We start from the raw sequence: 14,968 nt of genomic DNA, 5'->3' as shown, positions 1-14,968 counted from the left end.
CGGAGGCTAGATCATGCTTGGGGAAAAGGCTAAGCAGCAGGATTACAGCGCGCTCTTGATGGAGAAGCTGCTGAGCAGGGCAGCGGTAATCGGAGTGATCGGTCTTGGTTATGTTGGACTGCCGCTGGCTGTAGAGAAGGCGAAGGCAGGCTACCGTGTGATTGGTCTTGACGTGCAGATGAGCAAGATCGATATGGTGAACAGCGGTGTCAATTACATTGGAGATGTGGTGGATGAGGATTTGCGGAGTATTGTGCAGAAGGGGCTGCTGCAGGCTACGCCGGATTACTCTTTTCTCCGGGAAGTGGATGCAGTAGCGATCTGTGTGCCCACTCCGCTCGATACTTATCAGCAGCCGGATACGAGTTATGTGGAGAATTCCACCCGGGAGATCGCCAGATACCTTCATCCGGGCATGCTGGTGGTGCTCGAGAGCACTACATATCCAGGGACGACCGAGGAGCTGGTGAGACCGATCCTGGAGGCGACGGGCCTAAGATGCGGAGAGGACTTCTTCCTCGCTTATTCGCCGGAGCGGGTGGATCCGGGCAATAAATCGTTCAACACGAAGAACACGCCCAAGGTGGTGGGCGGGATTACTTCAGCCTGCTCCAAGGTGGCACAGACCTTGTATGCCGAGGTGCTGGATGGTCATGTCCATGTGGTCTCCAGTCCCTCTGTCGCCGAGATGGAGAAGATCTACGAGAATACGTTCAGGCATATTAACATTGCCTTGGCCAATGAAATGGCCGTGCTGTGCAGCCGAATGGGCATCAATGTATGGGAAGTCATCGACGCGGCGAAGACGAAGCCCTATGGGTTCATGGCATTCTATCCTGGTCCGGGACTTGGCGGGCACTGCATCCCGATCGACCCGTTCTACCTGACCTGGAAGGCTAGGGAATACAACTACCATACCCGGCTCATCGAGCTTGCCGGAGAGATTAATCATGCGATGCCCGAGTTCGTTGTACAAAGAATAGGTGAGATTCTGAACAAATACAAGAAGCCCATCAGCGGTTCGCGGGTCTATCTGCTTGGCGTCGCCTACAAGAAGGACATCGATGACTACCGGGAGTCGCCGGTGCTCAAGATCATTGAACAGCTGGAGGAGCGGGGCGCCGAGGTGTGGGTTAGCGATACCCACATTCAGGCATTCAGACATGGCGGGCGGGATTACGAATGTGTGGAGCTGACCGCAGGCCGGGCTCAGGCAGCGGACATTACGGTCATCACAACGGATCATTCGGGATTTGATTACGAGCTTATCCGCAGCTCGTGCCGATGCCTGTTCGATACGCGCAATGGGCTGAGGGGAATGGATAAGCCCAAGGACTACTACCTGTTATAGCTGTGGTGCGGGGTGTAACGCGGCTTGAACGGGCTGCATGCAGTCCGCATTCCAGAGTTATTTTAGAGCAATTCCAAAGGAGCTTAGGTACTCATGACTTATTATGCACATCCCACCGCGGTCATTGATGACGGGGCCGTCATTGGGGAGGATTCGAGGATCTGGCATTTCACGCATGTGTCTTCGGCCTCTATTGTTGGCAGCCGGTGCAGCCTGGGGCAGAACGTATACGTCGGGAATCATGTCACGATTGGCACTGGAGTGAAGATCCAAAATAATGTCTCCGTGTATGAAGGGGTCGTGCTTGAGGATGACGTATTCTGTGGGCCCAGTATGGTGTTCACGAATGTGTTGACGCCGAGAGCGGCATTTCCCCGCAATACAAGCGAAGATTACCGGAGAACTGTTGTGAAGCGGGGAGCTTCGATCGGAGCCAATGCCACTGTGGTATGCGGGGTGACGATTGGCGAGTGGGCCCTGATTGCGGCAGGGGCCGTTGTTCACAGGGACGTGCCGTCCCATGCCCTCTGTGCGGGAGTTCCAGCCCGCCGGATCGGCTGGGTGTGCAAGTGCGGGGTGACGCTTCAGTTCGCGGATGGAGATGCTGTCTGCGCGGCATGCGGACGCGAATATGAATTGGACCAGGACATAGTTCATTTAACGAAAGAGGTGTAGAGGATGGAGCAGCCGCAAGTAACCTTAAAGCGCGTCCCAGTCCTGGATCTTAGCCACGAGATTCTGGAGCTGAAGCCCCAACTGCTGCGTTCGATTGAGGACGTATTGGACAAAGGCGCGTTCATCATGGGGGAGAATGTGCATGAATTTGAGCGGGAAGCCGCGGAATACCTCGGTGTGCAGCATGCGATTGCACTCAATTCGGGAACAGACGCGCTTGTACTCGCGCTGCTGGCTGCCGGGGTGGGCCCGGGCGATGAGGTAATTACCACCCCGTTCACCTTCTTCGCTACGGCCGAGGCCATCAGCCAGGTGGGAGCAACCCCGGTATTCGCCGATGTCGATCCCCGGACCTTCAATCTGGATGTGAACCGGGTTGAGGACGTAATTACCCCGCGGACCAAGGCGGTGATTCCTGTTCATCTATTCGGTCAAGTGGTGGACATGGATCCGATTCTGGCGCTGGCGGACCGCTACGGGCTCTATGTTGTGGAGGATACCGCCCAGGCCTTTGGAGCTGAGTATAAAGGGAGGAAGGCCGGTACGATCGGGGATTTCGGCTGCTTCTCCTTTTTCCCTTCCAAGAATCTGGGGGCATATGGGGATGGGGGAATGATTACGACGAACAATGAGGTGTTCGCGGAGAAAATTTCTATGCTCAGAGCCCATGGATCGAAGAAAAAGTATCTGAACGAGCTTGTCGGCTATAACTCACGTCTGGATGAAATACAGGCCGCCATTCTAAGGGTGAAGCTTCCTTATATCGACGAATGGAATAAAGCGCGCAGAAACTCAGCCGGTGTATACCGGGAGCTGCTGTACAGAACTCCGGGGATTCTCCTGCCTGCTGAAGAGGGCTATGGAAGGCATGTCTATCATCAGTTCACGATCCGTGTGCTGGATGGAAGACGCGATGAGATTCAGAACAAGCTTGCGGCAAAAGGAATCAGCTCGGTGGTCTACTATCCGGTTCCTGTGCATCAGCTGCCTGTCTATCATCACTTGAGAATCAGCCAGCCGGCTGCGGAGCAGCTTGCCGGGGAGGTTCTGTCTCTGCCGATCGGACCGAAGATCGAAGTCTCTGTACAACAATTTGTGGCTGAGTCTGTGATCCTGGCTCTCGGGTAGGAACCCATGCGGAATTATTTCAGAAAGCTAGCGCTGGATAAATTCTTACGCAGTGTCCTTGTGCTTGCCAGCGGCACATTGATCAGCCAGCTGATCATTCTTGCGACACTGCCGCTAGTGACAAGATTATATACCCCGGCTGAATACGGCACCTACTCTATCTACTTGTCCGTCATGGGTATTCTGCTAATGCTGGTGTCCTTCTCCTATGAAAATGCCGTCACGCTGCCCGAAGACGACAAGACAGCCTCCAGCGTTCTCGGACTATGTCTGCTGATCTGCAGCGGGGTGAGTGTGGTCAGCGGGATTGCGATCTATCTGCTCCAGCAGCCGCTCTCGGTCTGGCTGCAGGACCGAGACCTGCCCCACTACTCCTTGCTGTTCGCTATCAGCCTGTTCTTCGGGGGCTGTTACCAGATTCTGAACTACTGGCTGATCCGGAAGAAGCATTACCACAAGCTCGCCAGAACCAAGTATACGCAGAGCATCGGGCAGGTGTCCTCGCAGATAACCCTAAGCTTATTTCACTTCGGGCCGCTCGGACTGATTGCGGGGGACATTCTCGGAAGGTTCGGCGGCTTGCTTCCCCAGTGGAAGCAGTGGCGCAGTGACATGCGGCAGCATTCCATTCGGCTCAAGTGGCCGGATCTGCGGGAGAGCGCCTATCGGTATAGGCGTTTCCCTCAGCTGTCACTGGCATCCAATATGCTTAACAGCGTGGTCATCTATCTGCCGACGATATGGCTGGCAACCTTTTATGGAGTCCATGTAGCCGGCTGGTTCGCGCTGGGACAGCGTATTCTGGGTTCACCGATGACACTCATTATGAGCTCTGTCCGCAATGTGTATCTGGCAGAGTCATCCCAATATATGATTTCGGACCCCGGCCAGCTGCGGCCATTGTTCCTCAAGACTGTGCGGCATGTCTTCGTATTGGGACTTGCCATCATTGCGGTCTTCTTCACCATCGGTCCGGCTGCGTTCTCTCTCCTGTTCGGTGATGAGTGGAGGGAGTCCGGACACTACATTCGTATTCTGTCGGTGATGTATTTAAGCCAGTTCGTAGCCAATTCCGTTGGCAGCACCATTGATGTTATGGAGAGGCAGGAGCTCCATTTATACCGGGAGATTATCCGTGCATTCATCATTGCCTCGGCACTGGTTCTGGCACTGTACACGAACCAGACGCCGGAGATGGTGATTATGTTCTTCAGCCTTGCCTCCACACTCGGCTATGTTCTTCATCTTGGATTATCCTGGATGTCCATTAAGAAATACGAGTCTGGCGGAGGGAACGGGGAAGTGGGTGCTCTACGCCGCCATGCACTAGGAGCGGGAGAACATCCGGCGGACCCGGCGCCCTCTGATGAAGAAGCTCGGCTTGAAATGCCCGAAGTCCGCGATATCTGCGGACAGGAGCTGTATGAGGTGAAGCTTCGATGGCTTCGGGAACAGCGGGAGATCCGGGACAGCAGCAGGCTGCGGGAGAGGATCACCTATGCTGATGCAGCTAGGCATATTATGCAGGCTGCCGGGCAGGGTACGGCCGGACAGGATGAAGCGAGACAGGATGAAGGTGAGCAGGATGAAGCGAGGCAGGATGAGGCAGAGCGGAATGAGATCCGGCAGCAGGATCAAGCCGCCTGGGATGAAGCGAGGCAGAGTGAAGTTGGGCAGGGTGAAACCAGGCAAGGTGGAGCCGGGCAGAATCAAGCCAAGCAGGATGAAGCGAGGCAGGATGAAGATGAGCAGGATGAAGGGCCGCAGAATGAAGCGGCTCAGCAGCAGATTCCATCGGACCCGGGGTTAGCTGTGTCAGCGGATAGAGCCTCCTCCGATTCGGAAGCCATCGCTTCAGCGGAGCCTTCCGAAGGGCCATCAACAAGCCTGCAGTCAGGCAGCTCCGTCACTCAAAATACAAAGGAACGAGGGTAACGAGATCGCGATGCTAATGCTACGTTCTCCATTAGAGCGCAGGCCGGAAAGGGAGTATATCTACCGGGTGATTCTAGAAGAGTTTCTCGGTCTGGATTATTCCGTGTCCTATGAAGAACGGGAAGATATTGAGATAACCGGGTTCGGAAGCCAGGCCGGTGCCTCACTGCTTCTTGCGGATGTGTTCCTCCGCACCCGGGACGCGGATTGGCTCAAGCCCGGTTCAATGCCGGAGCTTCCACTGCAAGAGGCGGTAGTTCCGGGGTTCGGCTCTGTTCCTGTAATCTACGGCAGACCTAACCGGAAGGGAACTTTTATCTATACAGAGGGAGAGAGGATTGCCTGCGGAATTGATCTGTTCGGCAGCTCCTTCTTCATGCTGGCGAGGTATGAGGAGCTGGTTGTCCGGGAGCGGGACCGGCATGACCGCTTCGCGGCTTACAGCTCGGTTGCGTATCAGGCCGGATTTCTGGATCGTCCCATCGTCAATGAGTACGTGGAGATTCTCTACGCCTGCCTGCACCAGCTGTGGCCGGAGCTTCAGCGGAAGGAGCGTGAACCCAGGAAGCTCATCAGTCATGATGTGGACGCGCCCTTCTTCGTCTACGGCCGGAGCTTCCTGAGTGTAATCAAGGAGAGCGCCGCGGACGCGCTCCGCCGCTGGGATACGGAATCGGCCATGAAGAAGGCCGGGATGCTGCGCCGGGGCTTTCGCGACTTAAGCGCAGATCCTTTTAACACCTTCCAGTGGCTTATGGACCTCAGTGAACAGCACGGGCTCCGCAGCAGCTTCTACTTCATTACCCAGGAGACTGAGCCGGGTATGGATGGCAATTATCAGATGACCGACCCCAATATTCGCAGTCTCTTAAGAGAGATTCATCAGCGCGGACATGAGATAGGGCTCCACCCTGCTTATCAGACTTATCTTAGCCCGGAGCGGATTCGCCGGCAGTATGACATCCTGCGGAGCGCTGCTGAAGAATGCGGTATTTCCCAGCAGGAATGGGGCGGCAGACAGCATTATCTCCGATGGCGGGCCCCGGATACGTGGCAGCACTGGGAGGATGCGGGCCTGCATTATGACAGCACGCTGATCTATGCGGATCTTGCCGGGTTCCGGTGCGGGGTCTGTTACGAATTTCCAGTGTTCAATGTTCTAACCCGGCAGCCGCTCAAGCTGCGCGAGCGTCCACTGATTGTGATGGATCAGACAATTGTGCATCAGAATTACATGGGCCTGAAGGGGGAAAAGGCGCTGCGAACCATCCTCCATTACTACGGTCAGTGTGCGAAATATGCGGGGGACTTCACGCTGCTGTGGCATAACAGCCAGCTGATGAGGTCCTCCGACAGGGAGCTCTATCAGGCATGTCTTGAGAAGCTCAGCATCCATAATCCAAAAAGGGTGAGTGTCCAGTGAAAATCGCCTACGTAATCCATTGGAATGAAGGTCCCCAGAGCGGTGTGTTCAAAAAAGCAGCCAGTCAGATCTCGGAATGGACGCGGCTCGGTCATCAGGTGGGACTCTTCCTGTTCACGGGCGGAACAGGAGAGGAGTGGGCAGAAGAGCTGGAATCCGCCGGTGTTGAAGTGGTGGCACAGTCTTATCAGGGAGGTTTGTCCCGCATGCTGGACTTTCGCAAGCTGGCCCGGCAGGTTCGGCGGTGGAAGCCGGACGTGATCTATCACCGGTTTGACCACTATTACTACGCTCTTCCTGGACTTCTGCGAGATTTTCCCTCCGTGCTAGAGATTAACAGCAATGATCTCACAGAGATGCGGATGGACAAGGATCTGCGATACGTTGTACACCGGCTAACCCGGGCCCTGGTGCTGCGGGCAGCGTGGGGGAATGTTTTTGTAAGCAGGGAGCTGTCCGGGGTGCCGGAATTCAGCCGCTATGCGCGGCACAGCATCATCATTGGCAATGGAATCTGTCTGGATGATGAGCTGGTTGGCCACAGCCCTAGCAGCAAGCCCCCGGAACTGTCCCTGTCCACCCAGACCGACGCTATACAGCTCGTCTTCATCGGCTCTCCAGGCCAGGCCTGGCATGGAGTTGACGCGATCGCTGAGCTAGCTTGGGCCAGGCCAGGGTGGAGCTTCGATATCATCGGGGTGGATGCGTCTGAGCTGGCGGAGCCCGCCCCCGCCAATATGATCTTTCACGGCAGGCTCGTCCGGGAGCAGTACCAGCCGCTGCTGGAGCGGGCGGATCTTGCGATCGGGACGCTTGCCCTCCACCGGAAGCGGATGGAGGAGGCGTCGCCGCTGAAGGTCAGAGAGTATCTGGCGAACGGGCTGCCTGTCATCACAGCGTATGAGGAGACGGACTTCCGGGGGCCGGTGCCGTTCATCCTTCAGCTGCCTAACCGCCCGGGCAATGTGAGGGATGGTCTTGCGGAGATTGATGCTTTTGCCAGCGCATGGAAGGGGAAGAAGGTGCCCAGAAAGAGCATCAGCCATCTGGATGCCCGGGTGAAGGAGGCGCAGCGGCTTGGTTACATGGAGCTGATCCGGGACAAGGGTGAACGAACGTGAATGTTCAGCTCATTCTGATTCTTCTGCTGGTTCTCGTGATTCTGATCTTCGGCATCCAGTGCATTCTTCAGCTGGGGCTTAGGCTGGATGCGGGTTATGTGCTGGGCTTCAGTATCTTTTTTGATGCGGTCGGTTATTTCTACAAGCAGTATATTCCCGTGAATTCCTTCATTCTTCTGGTGGGCGCTCCTCTGCTCTTCGTTATCATTGCCCTGTTCGAGAAGCCGGACATTCTCAGGGAAATGTTCAGCAATGAGGGTCTATGGTTATGGGGTCTGTTCCTAAGCTACTGTGTCCTGTCCTATGCCTGGGCGCCTATGAATTCCAGCGGTCTGTCCAAAGAGCTTCTCTTAATAATCAGAGCCGTCATTCCTGGCTTGTACACCTATATTCTCTGCAAAAGATACGGCAAGCTCTCCTGGACCATCGTCGCTTTGTTCGGGCTTGCCTATGCGGCGACGCATCTCCTCTTCGGCCAATACAGCTCCGAGTACCCTGGAAGACTGACGCTGCCCGGAGATAATCCGATCTTCAATGCCCGCATCTCGCTGATTGCGGCCGCGGTCGCAATCTGGGGAAGGAATATCCCCTGGCTGCTGCGGCTGGTCACGCTCGGAGCCGCTCTGACCTCTGCGTTCGCTACGCAGTCAAGGGGGCCTGTCGCCTCCTTTGTTGCCGCGAATGTGCTTATCCTAGCCTACATTTTATACAAAAAGTATAAGAACGGGGAGCTGCGCAATCTGAAGCGGTACACCGCTGCCATAGCCGGATCGGTCTTGCTCGCTGCTGCGGCTGCCGGCCTGTACTCGGAGCAGCTGGGACAGTGGATTGGAAGCAGCCGGTTCACGGTGCTGTTCAGCCAGAGTCAGCTGAAGGGAGACGATAACTTTCTCGGACGCATGGATCTGCAGATCCGGGCGCTTGAATCTTTTCAGGAGCAACCCTTCTTCGGCTCGGGTCTTGGGGGCAGCACTCCGCCTGTTCAGAAGGAGTTCCCGCACAACATTATTATTGAGATGGCCAGCGAGCTTGGCATTACCGGATTGTTCATGTGGCTGGCGGCGTATCTGTTCTCACTGTGGTCGGCCCGGGCTCATCCGGTTCTAATGGTGCTGCTGATTCAGTCGCTAGGGTGCGCCCTGCTCAGCGGAGACTTTGGCTTCAACTATGAGTATATGCTGATTGCATGGGTGTCACTTGCATTCTTGCGGACAGGACATAGCGGGGAGGCGGAGAGCAGTGAAAAGAGTTCTGTATCTTATTACCGGATTTGATTATGCGGGGGCCGAGAGCCAGCTCGTTCATATGTGCAGATCGCTTAGGAGTAAGGGCTACGAGATTTGGCTTATCAGTATGGTGCGGCCTGTGGCTTATCTGGATGAGCTGGCTGAGATGGGCGTAGAGGTCCATACCCTGAATATGCGAAAAGGCATCCCCGACCCCAGAGCCATCTTCCGTCTGCGGAGACTCATTCGTTCATTCAAGCCGGATGTGATTCACAGCCATATGGTGCATGCCAACCTGCTGGCGAGGGTAACCCGCTTGTTCGTGCCGATGAGGCTTCTGATCTGTACCGCGCACAGCATGAATGAGGGGGGATGGCTGCGGAACCTGCTCTACCGGATCACAGATCCGCTCTGTGATCTCATGACGAATGTTAGCAGGGAGGCGGTAGACCGGTATATCGAGATTAAGGCCGCTCCCCGCCGCAAAATTATCCTTATGCCCAACGGCATCAACCTTGAGCATTTCAGCCGTTCAGTGCAGGACCGGATACAGCTGCGGGATGAGATGAAGCTGGCTGACAGATTCATCTGGCTGGCCTTGGGGCGTCTGGTGCCGGAGAAAGATTACGAGACCATGCTTCTCGCATTCGCCCGGGTGCTTGAGGTCTATCCAGAGAGCCGTCTCTTGATTGCGGGGATCGGCCCGGAACGCTCGAGGCTTGAGGAGCTGTGCCGGAAGCTGAAGCTCGGCGAAGCCGTTTGGTTCCTTGGCATGCGGACAGATGCAGCCCGCCTGATGAGTGCGGCGGACGGTTACTTGATGTCCTCAAGATGGGAGGGGCTGCCCATGGTGCTGCTTGAAGCTTCCGCAAGCGGACTGCCGATTGCAGCGACGGATGTGGGCGGGAACAAGGAAGTGGTGCATGAGGGTGTGAACGGACATCTCGCAGGAGCGTCCGACCCGGATCATTTGGCGGCGTGCATGATCAAGATCATGGCGAATCCGGAAGAAATACGGTCTGAAATGGGCCACGCGGGAAGGGAATATGTTCACGCCGAATTTAATATAAATACGATTGTTGAGCGATGGGAGAACCTCTATGGGCAAAAGTCGATCGGACATGAGTCAGGCAAAGCATACAGCTCCTCCTAGAAAAGCTGCTTATGTGGCGACGGTATATTCACATCTGGCTGCGTTCCACCTCCCTTTCATGGAGGACCTCCGGCGCGAGGGCGTGGAAGTGCATGCCTACGGGCATCCTGATCATAGACGGGAGAAGGTCACAAGTGAGGGCTTTGAATGCCGGGATATTGCCTTCAGCCGCAGACCGCTATCCTGGGGCAATGTGAAGGCCCTGTTCCAGATGATCCGTTGGCTTAGGCGGGAGAGATACGATCTCATTCATGTACATACCCCTAATGCCAGCCTGATCACCCGGCTTGCTGCCCTCTTGTCAGGCAGCAGGGGTGTAGTGTACACGGCCCACGGGTTTCACTTCCATACCGGGTCATCCCGGCTTGGCTGGCTGATCTATTATCCGCTGGAGCGGTTCATGTCCAGGTTCACGGATACCTTGATCACGATCAATCAGGAGGATTATGAGCGGGCCAGCGGCTTTCCCGTGAGGAATCGAGTCGTCTATCTGCCTGGAGTGGGGGTGGATATCAGCTTGTTAAGTCCCGTGGCGAATGCCAGCGAGGTAGAGCTCCGGAATGAGCTTGGGATCAGGAACCCTGCGGCCTCGCTGGTTGTGCTCTGTGTCGCGGAACTGAACCGGAACAAGAACCAGCAGCAGCTGATCCATGCGGTATATAGTCTTACACAGCGGGGGGTACCCGTGGTCCTGCTGCTTGCGGGCGTGGGGACTGAGGAAGCTGAGTATATCAAGCTGTGCCAGCAGCTTGGAGTGGAGGATCAGGTGAAATTCCTTGGCTATCGTCAGGATATCCAGGAGCTGATGCAGGCAGCCGATGTGCTTGCTTTGGTGTCGAGACGGGAGGGCCTTCCCAAGGTGCTGCTGGAGGGGCTTGCAGCAGGGAAGCCGATTCTCGCTACGGACGTGCGCGGCAGCAGGGACCTTGTCCTGCATGGGGATAACGGATATGTAATTCCCGTAGACGATTCCCAGGCTGCAGCCGCCGCATTGCAGGAGCTGTATGACGACCCGCAGCTGCGGCGGCGTATGGGGGAACGGAGCAGGAAGATGGCTCCCCGGTATGATTTGAAGCTAATCCGCCCCATGATGAGAGAAGTGTATGACGAGCTTCTCGCTAACAATAGAACAAGGGAGAGAGGAGCTGCCCGTCTGAGATGATCAGGCTGTTTCGGTTTAAGAGCATGAAAGTGTTTGTTCTGATGTTGGACTGCGTGTTCATCTATGTCAGCTATATGCTAGCTTACAAGCTTGTCTATCACGGGGACATTCCTCTCCCGGAATGGAACACCTTTCTGGGCTACGCCCCATGGCTGGGTCTGTTCACCGTGGTGCCTTATTATATGTTCTATTTGTATGATTTTGCAGGGCGGCAGAAGCCTGGAACCTACCTGTATAATTTGATGCTTGCTCATCTCGTATTTGTTGTGGAACTCATTGTACTGAATTATTGGCTGAAGACGCTCAGCTTACCGCTGACTGTGGTGATTACGGCTTTCTTCACCCAGCTTCTCCTTACCTTCAGCCTTCGTCTGCTTATCTTCTATATTCAATCCCAGGGAATTGGACGCAAGCGGGCCATGGCTGTGATAAGCCGGGATCAAGCCGACCTCAGCGGTCTGGAGCAAATGCTCGGCAAAGGCAGTGTCTGGCTGGATCTTCAATATGTCGTTGTCATGGATGGAGATGAAGCCGCACCATCTGACAGCATGTGGGAGGATGTAGACGCCGTCCTTCTGGCCCACGATCTTCCTGCGGATACCAAGTCCTCGCTGATCCGAGCCGCAGGGACAAGGCAGATTGAGGTACTGCTGATACCGGGCTTCTATGAACTGTCGCTTGTCAATGCCGAGCCCCAGCAGCTCGATGATCTGATGATCTACTCCATTATGCCTCCTCATCTTACGCTGATCGAGCGCGTGATGAAGCGGTCGGTCGATCTCCTGATCTCCTCGCTGCTGCTGCTTGTGGCTTCACCGATTATGCTGCTTATGTTCATTCTCATTCCACTAACCTCAAGGGGCAGGGCCTTATTCGTTCAGGAACGGATCGGGCTGCATGAGAAGCCCTTCCATCTTCTCAAGTTCCGGAGCATGATCGACAATGCGGAGCAGGGTACAGGGCCGATCCTTGCCGGGGACGGGGATGCTAGAATTACAAGACTGGGCCAGTTCATCCGCGCAACCCGGATTGACGAGCTTCCCCAGCTGATCAATGTCCTCAGAGGAGACATGAGTCTGGTCGGTCCCAGACCCGAACGCGCCTTCTTCATTTCCAGCTTCAAGACAGAGCTTCCGCACTATACCTACAGGCTTATGGTCAAGCCGGGCCTGACAGGACTCGCTCAGGTGAAGGCGAACTATACAACCTCTGCGGAAGATAAGCTTCGCTACGATCTGCTGTATATCAAGAATTACTCCCCGATGCTGGACTTACGCCTTCTGTTCCAGACCATTATGGTGGTGCTGAAGCGGGAACAGTCCCGGGGCATCAGGGCGGAGGCGAAGTCCGCCGCGGAGCTTGGTCTGGAGAAGCTTCTGAATCCTGCGGCGCACGAGCCGCCAGCCGCATCGAAGCAGCTGCAGGGTTAGGAACGGGTTCTTCCGCGTTGATTCTCTCAATTGACGGGCTGGCAGAGACCCAAGGAGGTAGGAGTAGAAGATGAACAAGCGTAAGGTGTATATGCTGATAGCCGGGCTCCTGCTCTGCACAGCTCTGGGCGGGTATGCTTTCTACTGGTCTCTCCAGCCTTCGCAGCATTTCCGTCCTTCGGAGATCCCAGTGCTGGCTGTTCCGGATCCGGATGCCGTCGCCGCACCGGATACGGGCGGCCGGATTCCGGGGGATGTCCGCTCCGGGCCTCCTGCAGCTGCAGCTTCCCCGGCCCGCTCCCTCATGGGTGAGAAGCCGGGCCTTGCGCAGACGAATCTTAATATACTGATCCTGGGTATTGATGCCAGAGGAAGTGAGGATTCCCGGACGGATGTGATGATGCTGGCGAGGGTCAACGTTGACGAGAACAGGGTTAGTCTGGTCTCTATTCCGCGGGATACCCGGGTCAAGCTGCCGGGAGTGGGGTATACGAAGATTAACCATGCCCATCTGCTCGGAGAGCTCCGTGGCGGCAATCATGAGGGGACGAAGGCCTCGCTCCAGGCTGTCAGCAATTTGTGCGGCTGTTCAATCCATTATTATGTGAAGACCGACTTTGAGGGATTTGAGCATTTCATAGATACCCTGGGGGGCCTTGAAGTCACGCTTCCTGCTCCCGTGAAGCTGACCTATGCGCATTTGACCCTGCCTGCGGGCGAACAGAAGCTGGGCGGGGATCTCACACTCAAGCTTGTGCAGGAACGCCATTCGCTTGCCGAAGGCGACCAGGGGCGTCAGCAGAACCAGGCGCTTGTGCTGAAGAGCATTCTGCGGACCCTGCTGCAGCCGGCGAATCTTGCAAGGCTTCCGGTTCTGATCAGGCAGGTGAGAGAGGATATGGTGGATACCAATCTGACTGACAGCGATCTCTTGAGCTTGTCCTTGCTGGCGAAGGAGATGAAGACAGAGGATATGAAGTATTATCAAATTCCGGGACACAGTGAGAAGCTCTACGACCCCCTGGTCAAAAAAGAGCTGTACTACTGGATACCCGATGTAACGCTAATGAGAGAAATGTACAGTATGAAATAAAAAGTCATATTTTCATGGCCATATTCATACATTGAATCGACTCATATGGAAGGGAGAGCTGTTGCTCCGCTCATTCCATGCTCATGTATTTATAAGAATAGGAGAGTAGATTCAATGAAGATCGCAGTAACCGGCGGAGCGGGGTTCATCGGGCGGCACACGGTTGAGCAATTGCTGGAGCAGGGACATCAGGTCATCGTGATCGATTATTTGGAGGACGGGACGAAGTCCTACTATGACGAGAGAGTAATCTTCTATCCGGTGGACATCGGCTCAGGGCAGCTCTCGCAAGTCTTCAGCACGGAGCGGCCGGATGCGGTCATTCACCTGGCAGGTCAGATCAGCGTTCAGCGCTCTCTTCACAATCCATATCTGGATGCGCAGCATAATATTCTGGGTACCGTGAATCTGCTGAAGCAGTGTGTGGACTATCATGTCCGCAAAATTGTCTTCTCCTCTTCAGCAGCAGTCTACGGCAATCCCCTCTATCTCCCTATTGATGAGAGTCATGAGCTTGATCCGCTCTCTTTCTATGGGCTCTCCAAGCTTGCCACGGAGAAATATATTGAGTCTTTCTCCCGTCAGTACGGACTCGATTACGCCATTCTAAGATACGCCAACGTATATGGCCCCGGACAGACCTCGAACGGAGAAGGGGCGGTAGTTGCTTCTTTTGTGGGCCGGATGCTGGAAGGTGAACGCCCGGCAATCTATGGAGACGGTGAGCATTCCAGAGACTTCATCTTTGTAAAAGATGTTGCTGCAGCCAATGCAGCCGCCCTGCAGCGTGGATCCAGACAAGTGATGAACATCAGTAGCGGGAAGCCGCTGAGCATTCGAGAACTGTTCGGGATGCTGCGGAATCTAAGCGACCTACATATAGTTCCCGATTATCAGGCGGCCAGAGAGGGAGACATTGTCCACAGCCTGCTTAGCAACGATAAGGCAAGAATGCTGCTGGATTGGGAACCTGTTCATACCATCCTGGACGGACTTCAGGTAACCCTGAATGAATACTCGCTTCATAAAGCCGCAGTCCGTTAGCACAATCAGGATTAAAATAGTTCCTATAGACGTATTTCTTCCGGAGGAAATGTGTTATGATAGCCAAGACTACGGGTATAAGGTAGTGATTTTTCGAGGCTAACCCCAGTGCTCGTTGTTTCTGGTTTGACGGATGTGATCACATTAACGATTGTGAACTTTATATTGTCAGGTAAATGAATGAATCTATCTTAGGATAAAAGTCAATTTCATGGCCTAACTTCTCT

The 14,968-nt window shown here is 55.0% G+C and carries 12 protein-coding genes; all 12 read left to right on the top strand.

The genetic code is table 11. The features are described from left to right. Positions 1-13 precede the first annotated feature (13 nt). Positions 14-1,351 carry a nucleotide sugar dehydrogenase gene (locus tag LDO05_RS17530; protein WP_251376595.1) on the top strand — a complete coding sequence of 446 codons (1,338 nt, stop codon included), beginning with the start codon at positions 14-16 and terminating at the stop codon, positions 1,349-1,351. A 93-nt stretch (positions 1,352-1,444) separates the two neighbouring features. Further along, entirely contained in the window at positions 1,445-2,026 is a 582-nt protein-coding gene (locus tag LDO05_RS17525) for an acyltransferase (protein ID WP_251376594.1), read from the top strand. A 3-nt stretch (positions 2,027-2,029) separates the two neighbouring features. Next, the gene (locus LDO05_RS17520) at positions 2,030-3,154 is read left to right on the top strand and encodes a DegT/DnrJ/EryC1/StrS family aminotransferase (protein ID WP_251376593.1); all 1,125 of its coding nucleotides are present in this window, start codon (positions 2,030-2,032) and stop codon (positions 3,152-3,154) included. Positions 3,155-3,160: 6 nt separating this feature from the next. Then, positions 3,161-5,089 (top strand): oligosaccharide flippase family protein, encoded by a 1,929-nt coding sequence (locus tag LDO05_RS17515; RefSeq protein WP_251376592.1) that lies wholly within the window; start codon positions 3,161-3,163, stop codon positions 5,087-5,089. Positions 5,090-5,156: 67 nt separating this feature from the next. Then, a complete protein-coding gene (locus tag LDO05_RS17510) occupies positions 5,157-6,512 on the top strand; it encodes a polysaccharide deacetylase family protein (protein ID WP_251376591.1) in 1,356 nt (451 codons plus the stop codon). Next, entirely contained in the window at positions 6,509-7,633 is a 1,125-nt protein-coding gene (locus LDO05_RS17505; protein ID WP_251376590.1) for a glycosyltransferase, read from the top strand. The genes LDO05_RS17510 and LDO05_RS17505 overlap by 4 nt, the downstream gene beginning before the upstream one ends. After that, positions 7,630-8,907 (top strand): O-antigen ligase family protein, encoded by a 1,278-nt coding sequence (locus LDO05_RS17500; protein ID WP_251376589.1) that lies wholly within the window; start codon positions 7,630-7,632, stop codon positions 8,905-8,907. The genes LDO05_RS17505 and LDO05_RS17500 overlap by 4 nt, the downstream gene beginning before the upstream one ends. After that, positions 8,873-10,012 (top strand): glycosyltransferase, encoded by a 1,140-nt coding sequence (locus LDO05_RS17495; protein ID WP_251376588.1) that lies wholly within the window; start codon positions 8,873-8,875, stop codon positions 10,010-10,012. Before LDO05_RS17500 ends, LDO05_RS17495 begins: the two co-directional genes overlap by 35 nt. Further along, entirely contained in the window at positions 9,960-11,174 is a 1,215-nt protein-coding gene (locus tag LDO05_RS17490) for a glycosyltransferase family 4 protein (RefSeq protein WP_251376587.1), read from the top strand. The genes LDO05_RS17495 and LDO05_RS17490 overlap by 53 nt, the downstream gene beginning before the upstream one ends. A gap of 23 nt (positions 11,175-11,197) precedes the next feature. Then, entirely contained in the window at positions 11,198-12,604 is a 1,407-nt protein-coding gene (locus tag LDO05_RS17485; RefSeq protein ID WP_251376586.1) for a sugar transferase, read from the top strand. Between the two features lie 70 nt (positions 12,605-12,674). Then, complete coding sequence (locus tag LDO05_RS17480; RefSeq protein WP_251376585.1) at positions 12,675-13,697, top strand: LCP family protein; 1,023 nt, start codon at positions 12,675-12,677, stop codon at positions 13,695-13,697. A gap of 114 nt (positions 13,698-13,811) precedes the next feature. Further along, the gene (locus LDO05_RS17475) at positions 13,812-14,741 is read left to right on the top strand and encodes an NAD-dependent epimerase/dehydratase family protein (protein WP_251376584.1); all 930 of its coding nucleotides are present in this window, start codon (positions 13,812-13,814) and stop codon (positions 14,739-14,741) included. The last annotated feature ends 227 nt before the right edge of the window (positions 14,742-14,968 follow it).

The organism is Paenibacillus sp. YPG26, from assembly GCF_023704175.1.
Taxonomy (GTDB): domain Bacteria; phylum Bacillota; class Bacilli; order Paenibacillales; family Paenibacillaceae; genus Fontibacillus.
This window is presented reverse-complemented; position numbering and strand designations above follow the sequence as displayed.

Coding starts and splice junctions, on each gene's coding strand:
- LDO05_RS17530 (WP_251376595.1), top strand. CDS start 14: ATGCTTGGGGAAAAGGCTAAGCAGCAGGATTACAGCGCGCTCTTGATG.
- LDO05_RS17525 (WP_251376594.1), top strand. CDS start 1,445: ATGACTTATTATGCACATCCCACCGCGGTCATTGATGACGGGGCCGTC.
- LDO05_RS17520 (WP_251376593.1), top strand. CDS start 2,030: ATGGAGCAGCCGCAAGTAACCTTAAAGCGCGTCCCAGTCCTGGATCTT.
- LDO05_RS17515 (WP_251376592.1), top strand. CDS start 3,161: ATGCGGAATTATTTCAGAAAGCTAGCGCTGGATAAATTCTTACGCAGT.
- LDO05_RS17490 (WP_251376587.1), top strand. CDS start 9,960: ATGGGCAAAAGTCGATCGGACATGAGTCAGGCAAAGCATACAGCTCCT.
- LDO05_RS17485 (WP_251376586.1), top strand. CDS start 11,198: ATGAAAGTGTTTGTTCTGATGTTGGACTGCGTGTTCATCTATGTCAGC.
- LDO05_RS17480 (WP_251376585.1), top strand. CDS start 12,675: ATGAACAAGCGTAAGGTGTATATGCTGATAGCCGGGCTCCTGCTCTGC.
- LDO05_RS17475 (WP_251376584.1), top strand. CDS start 13,812: ATGAAGATCGCAGTAACCGGCGGAGCGGGGTTCATCGGGCGGCACACG.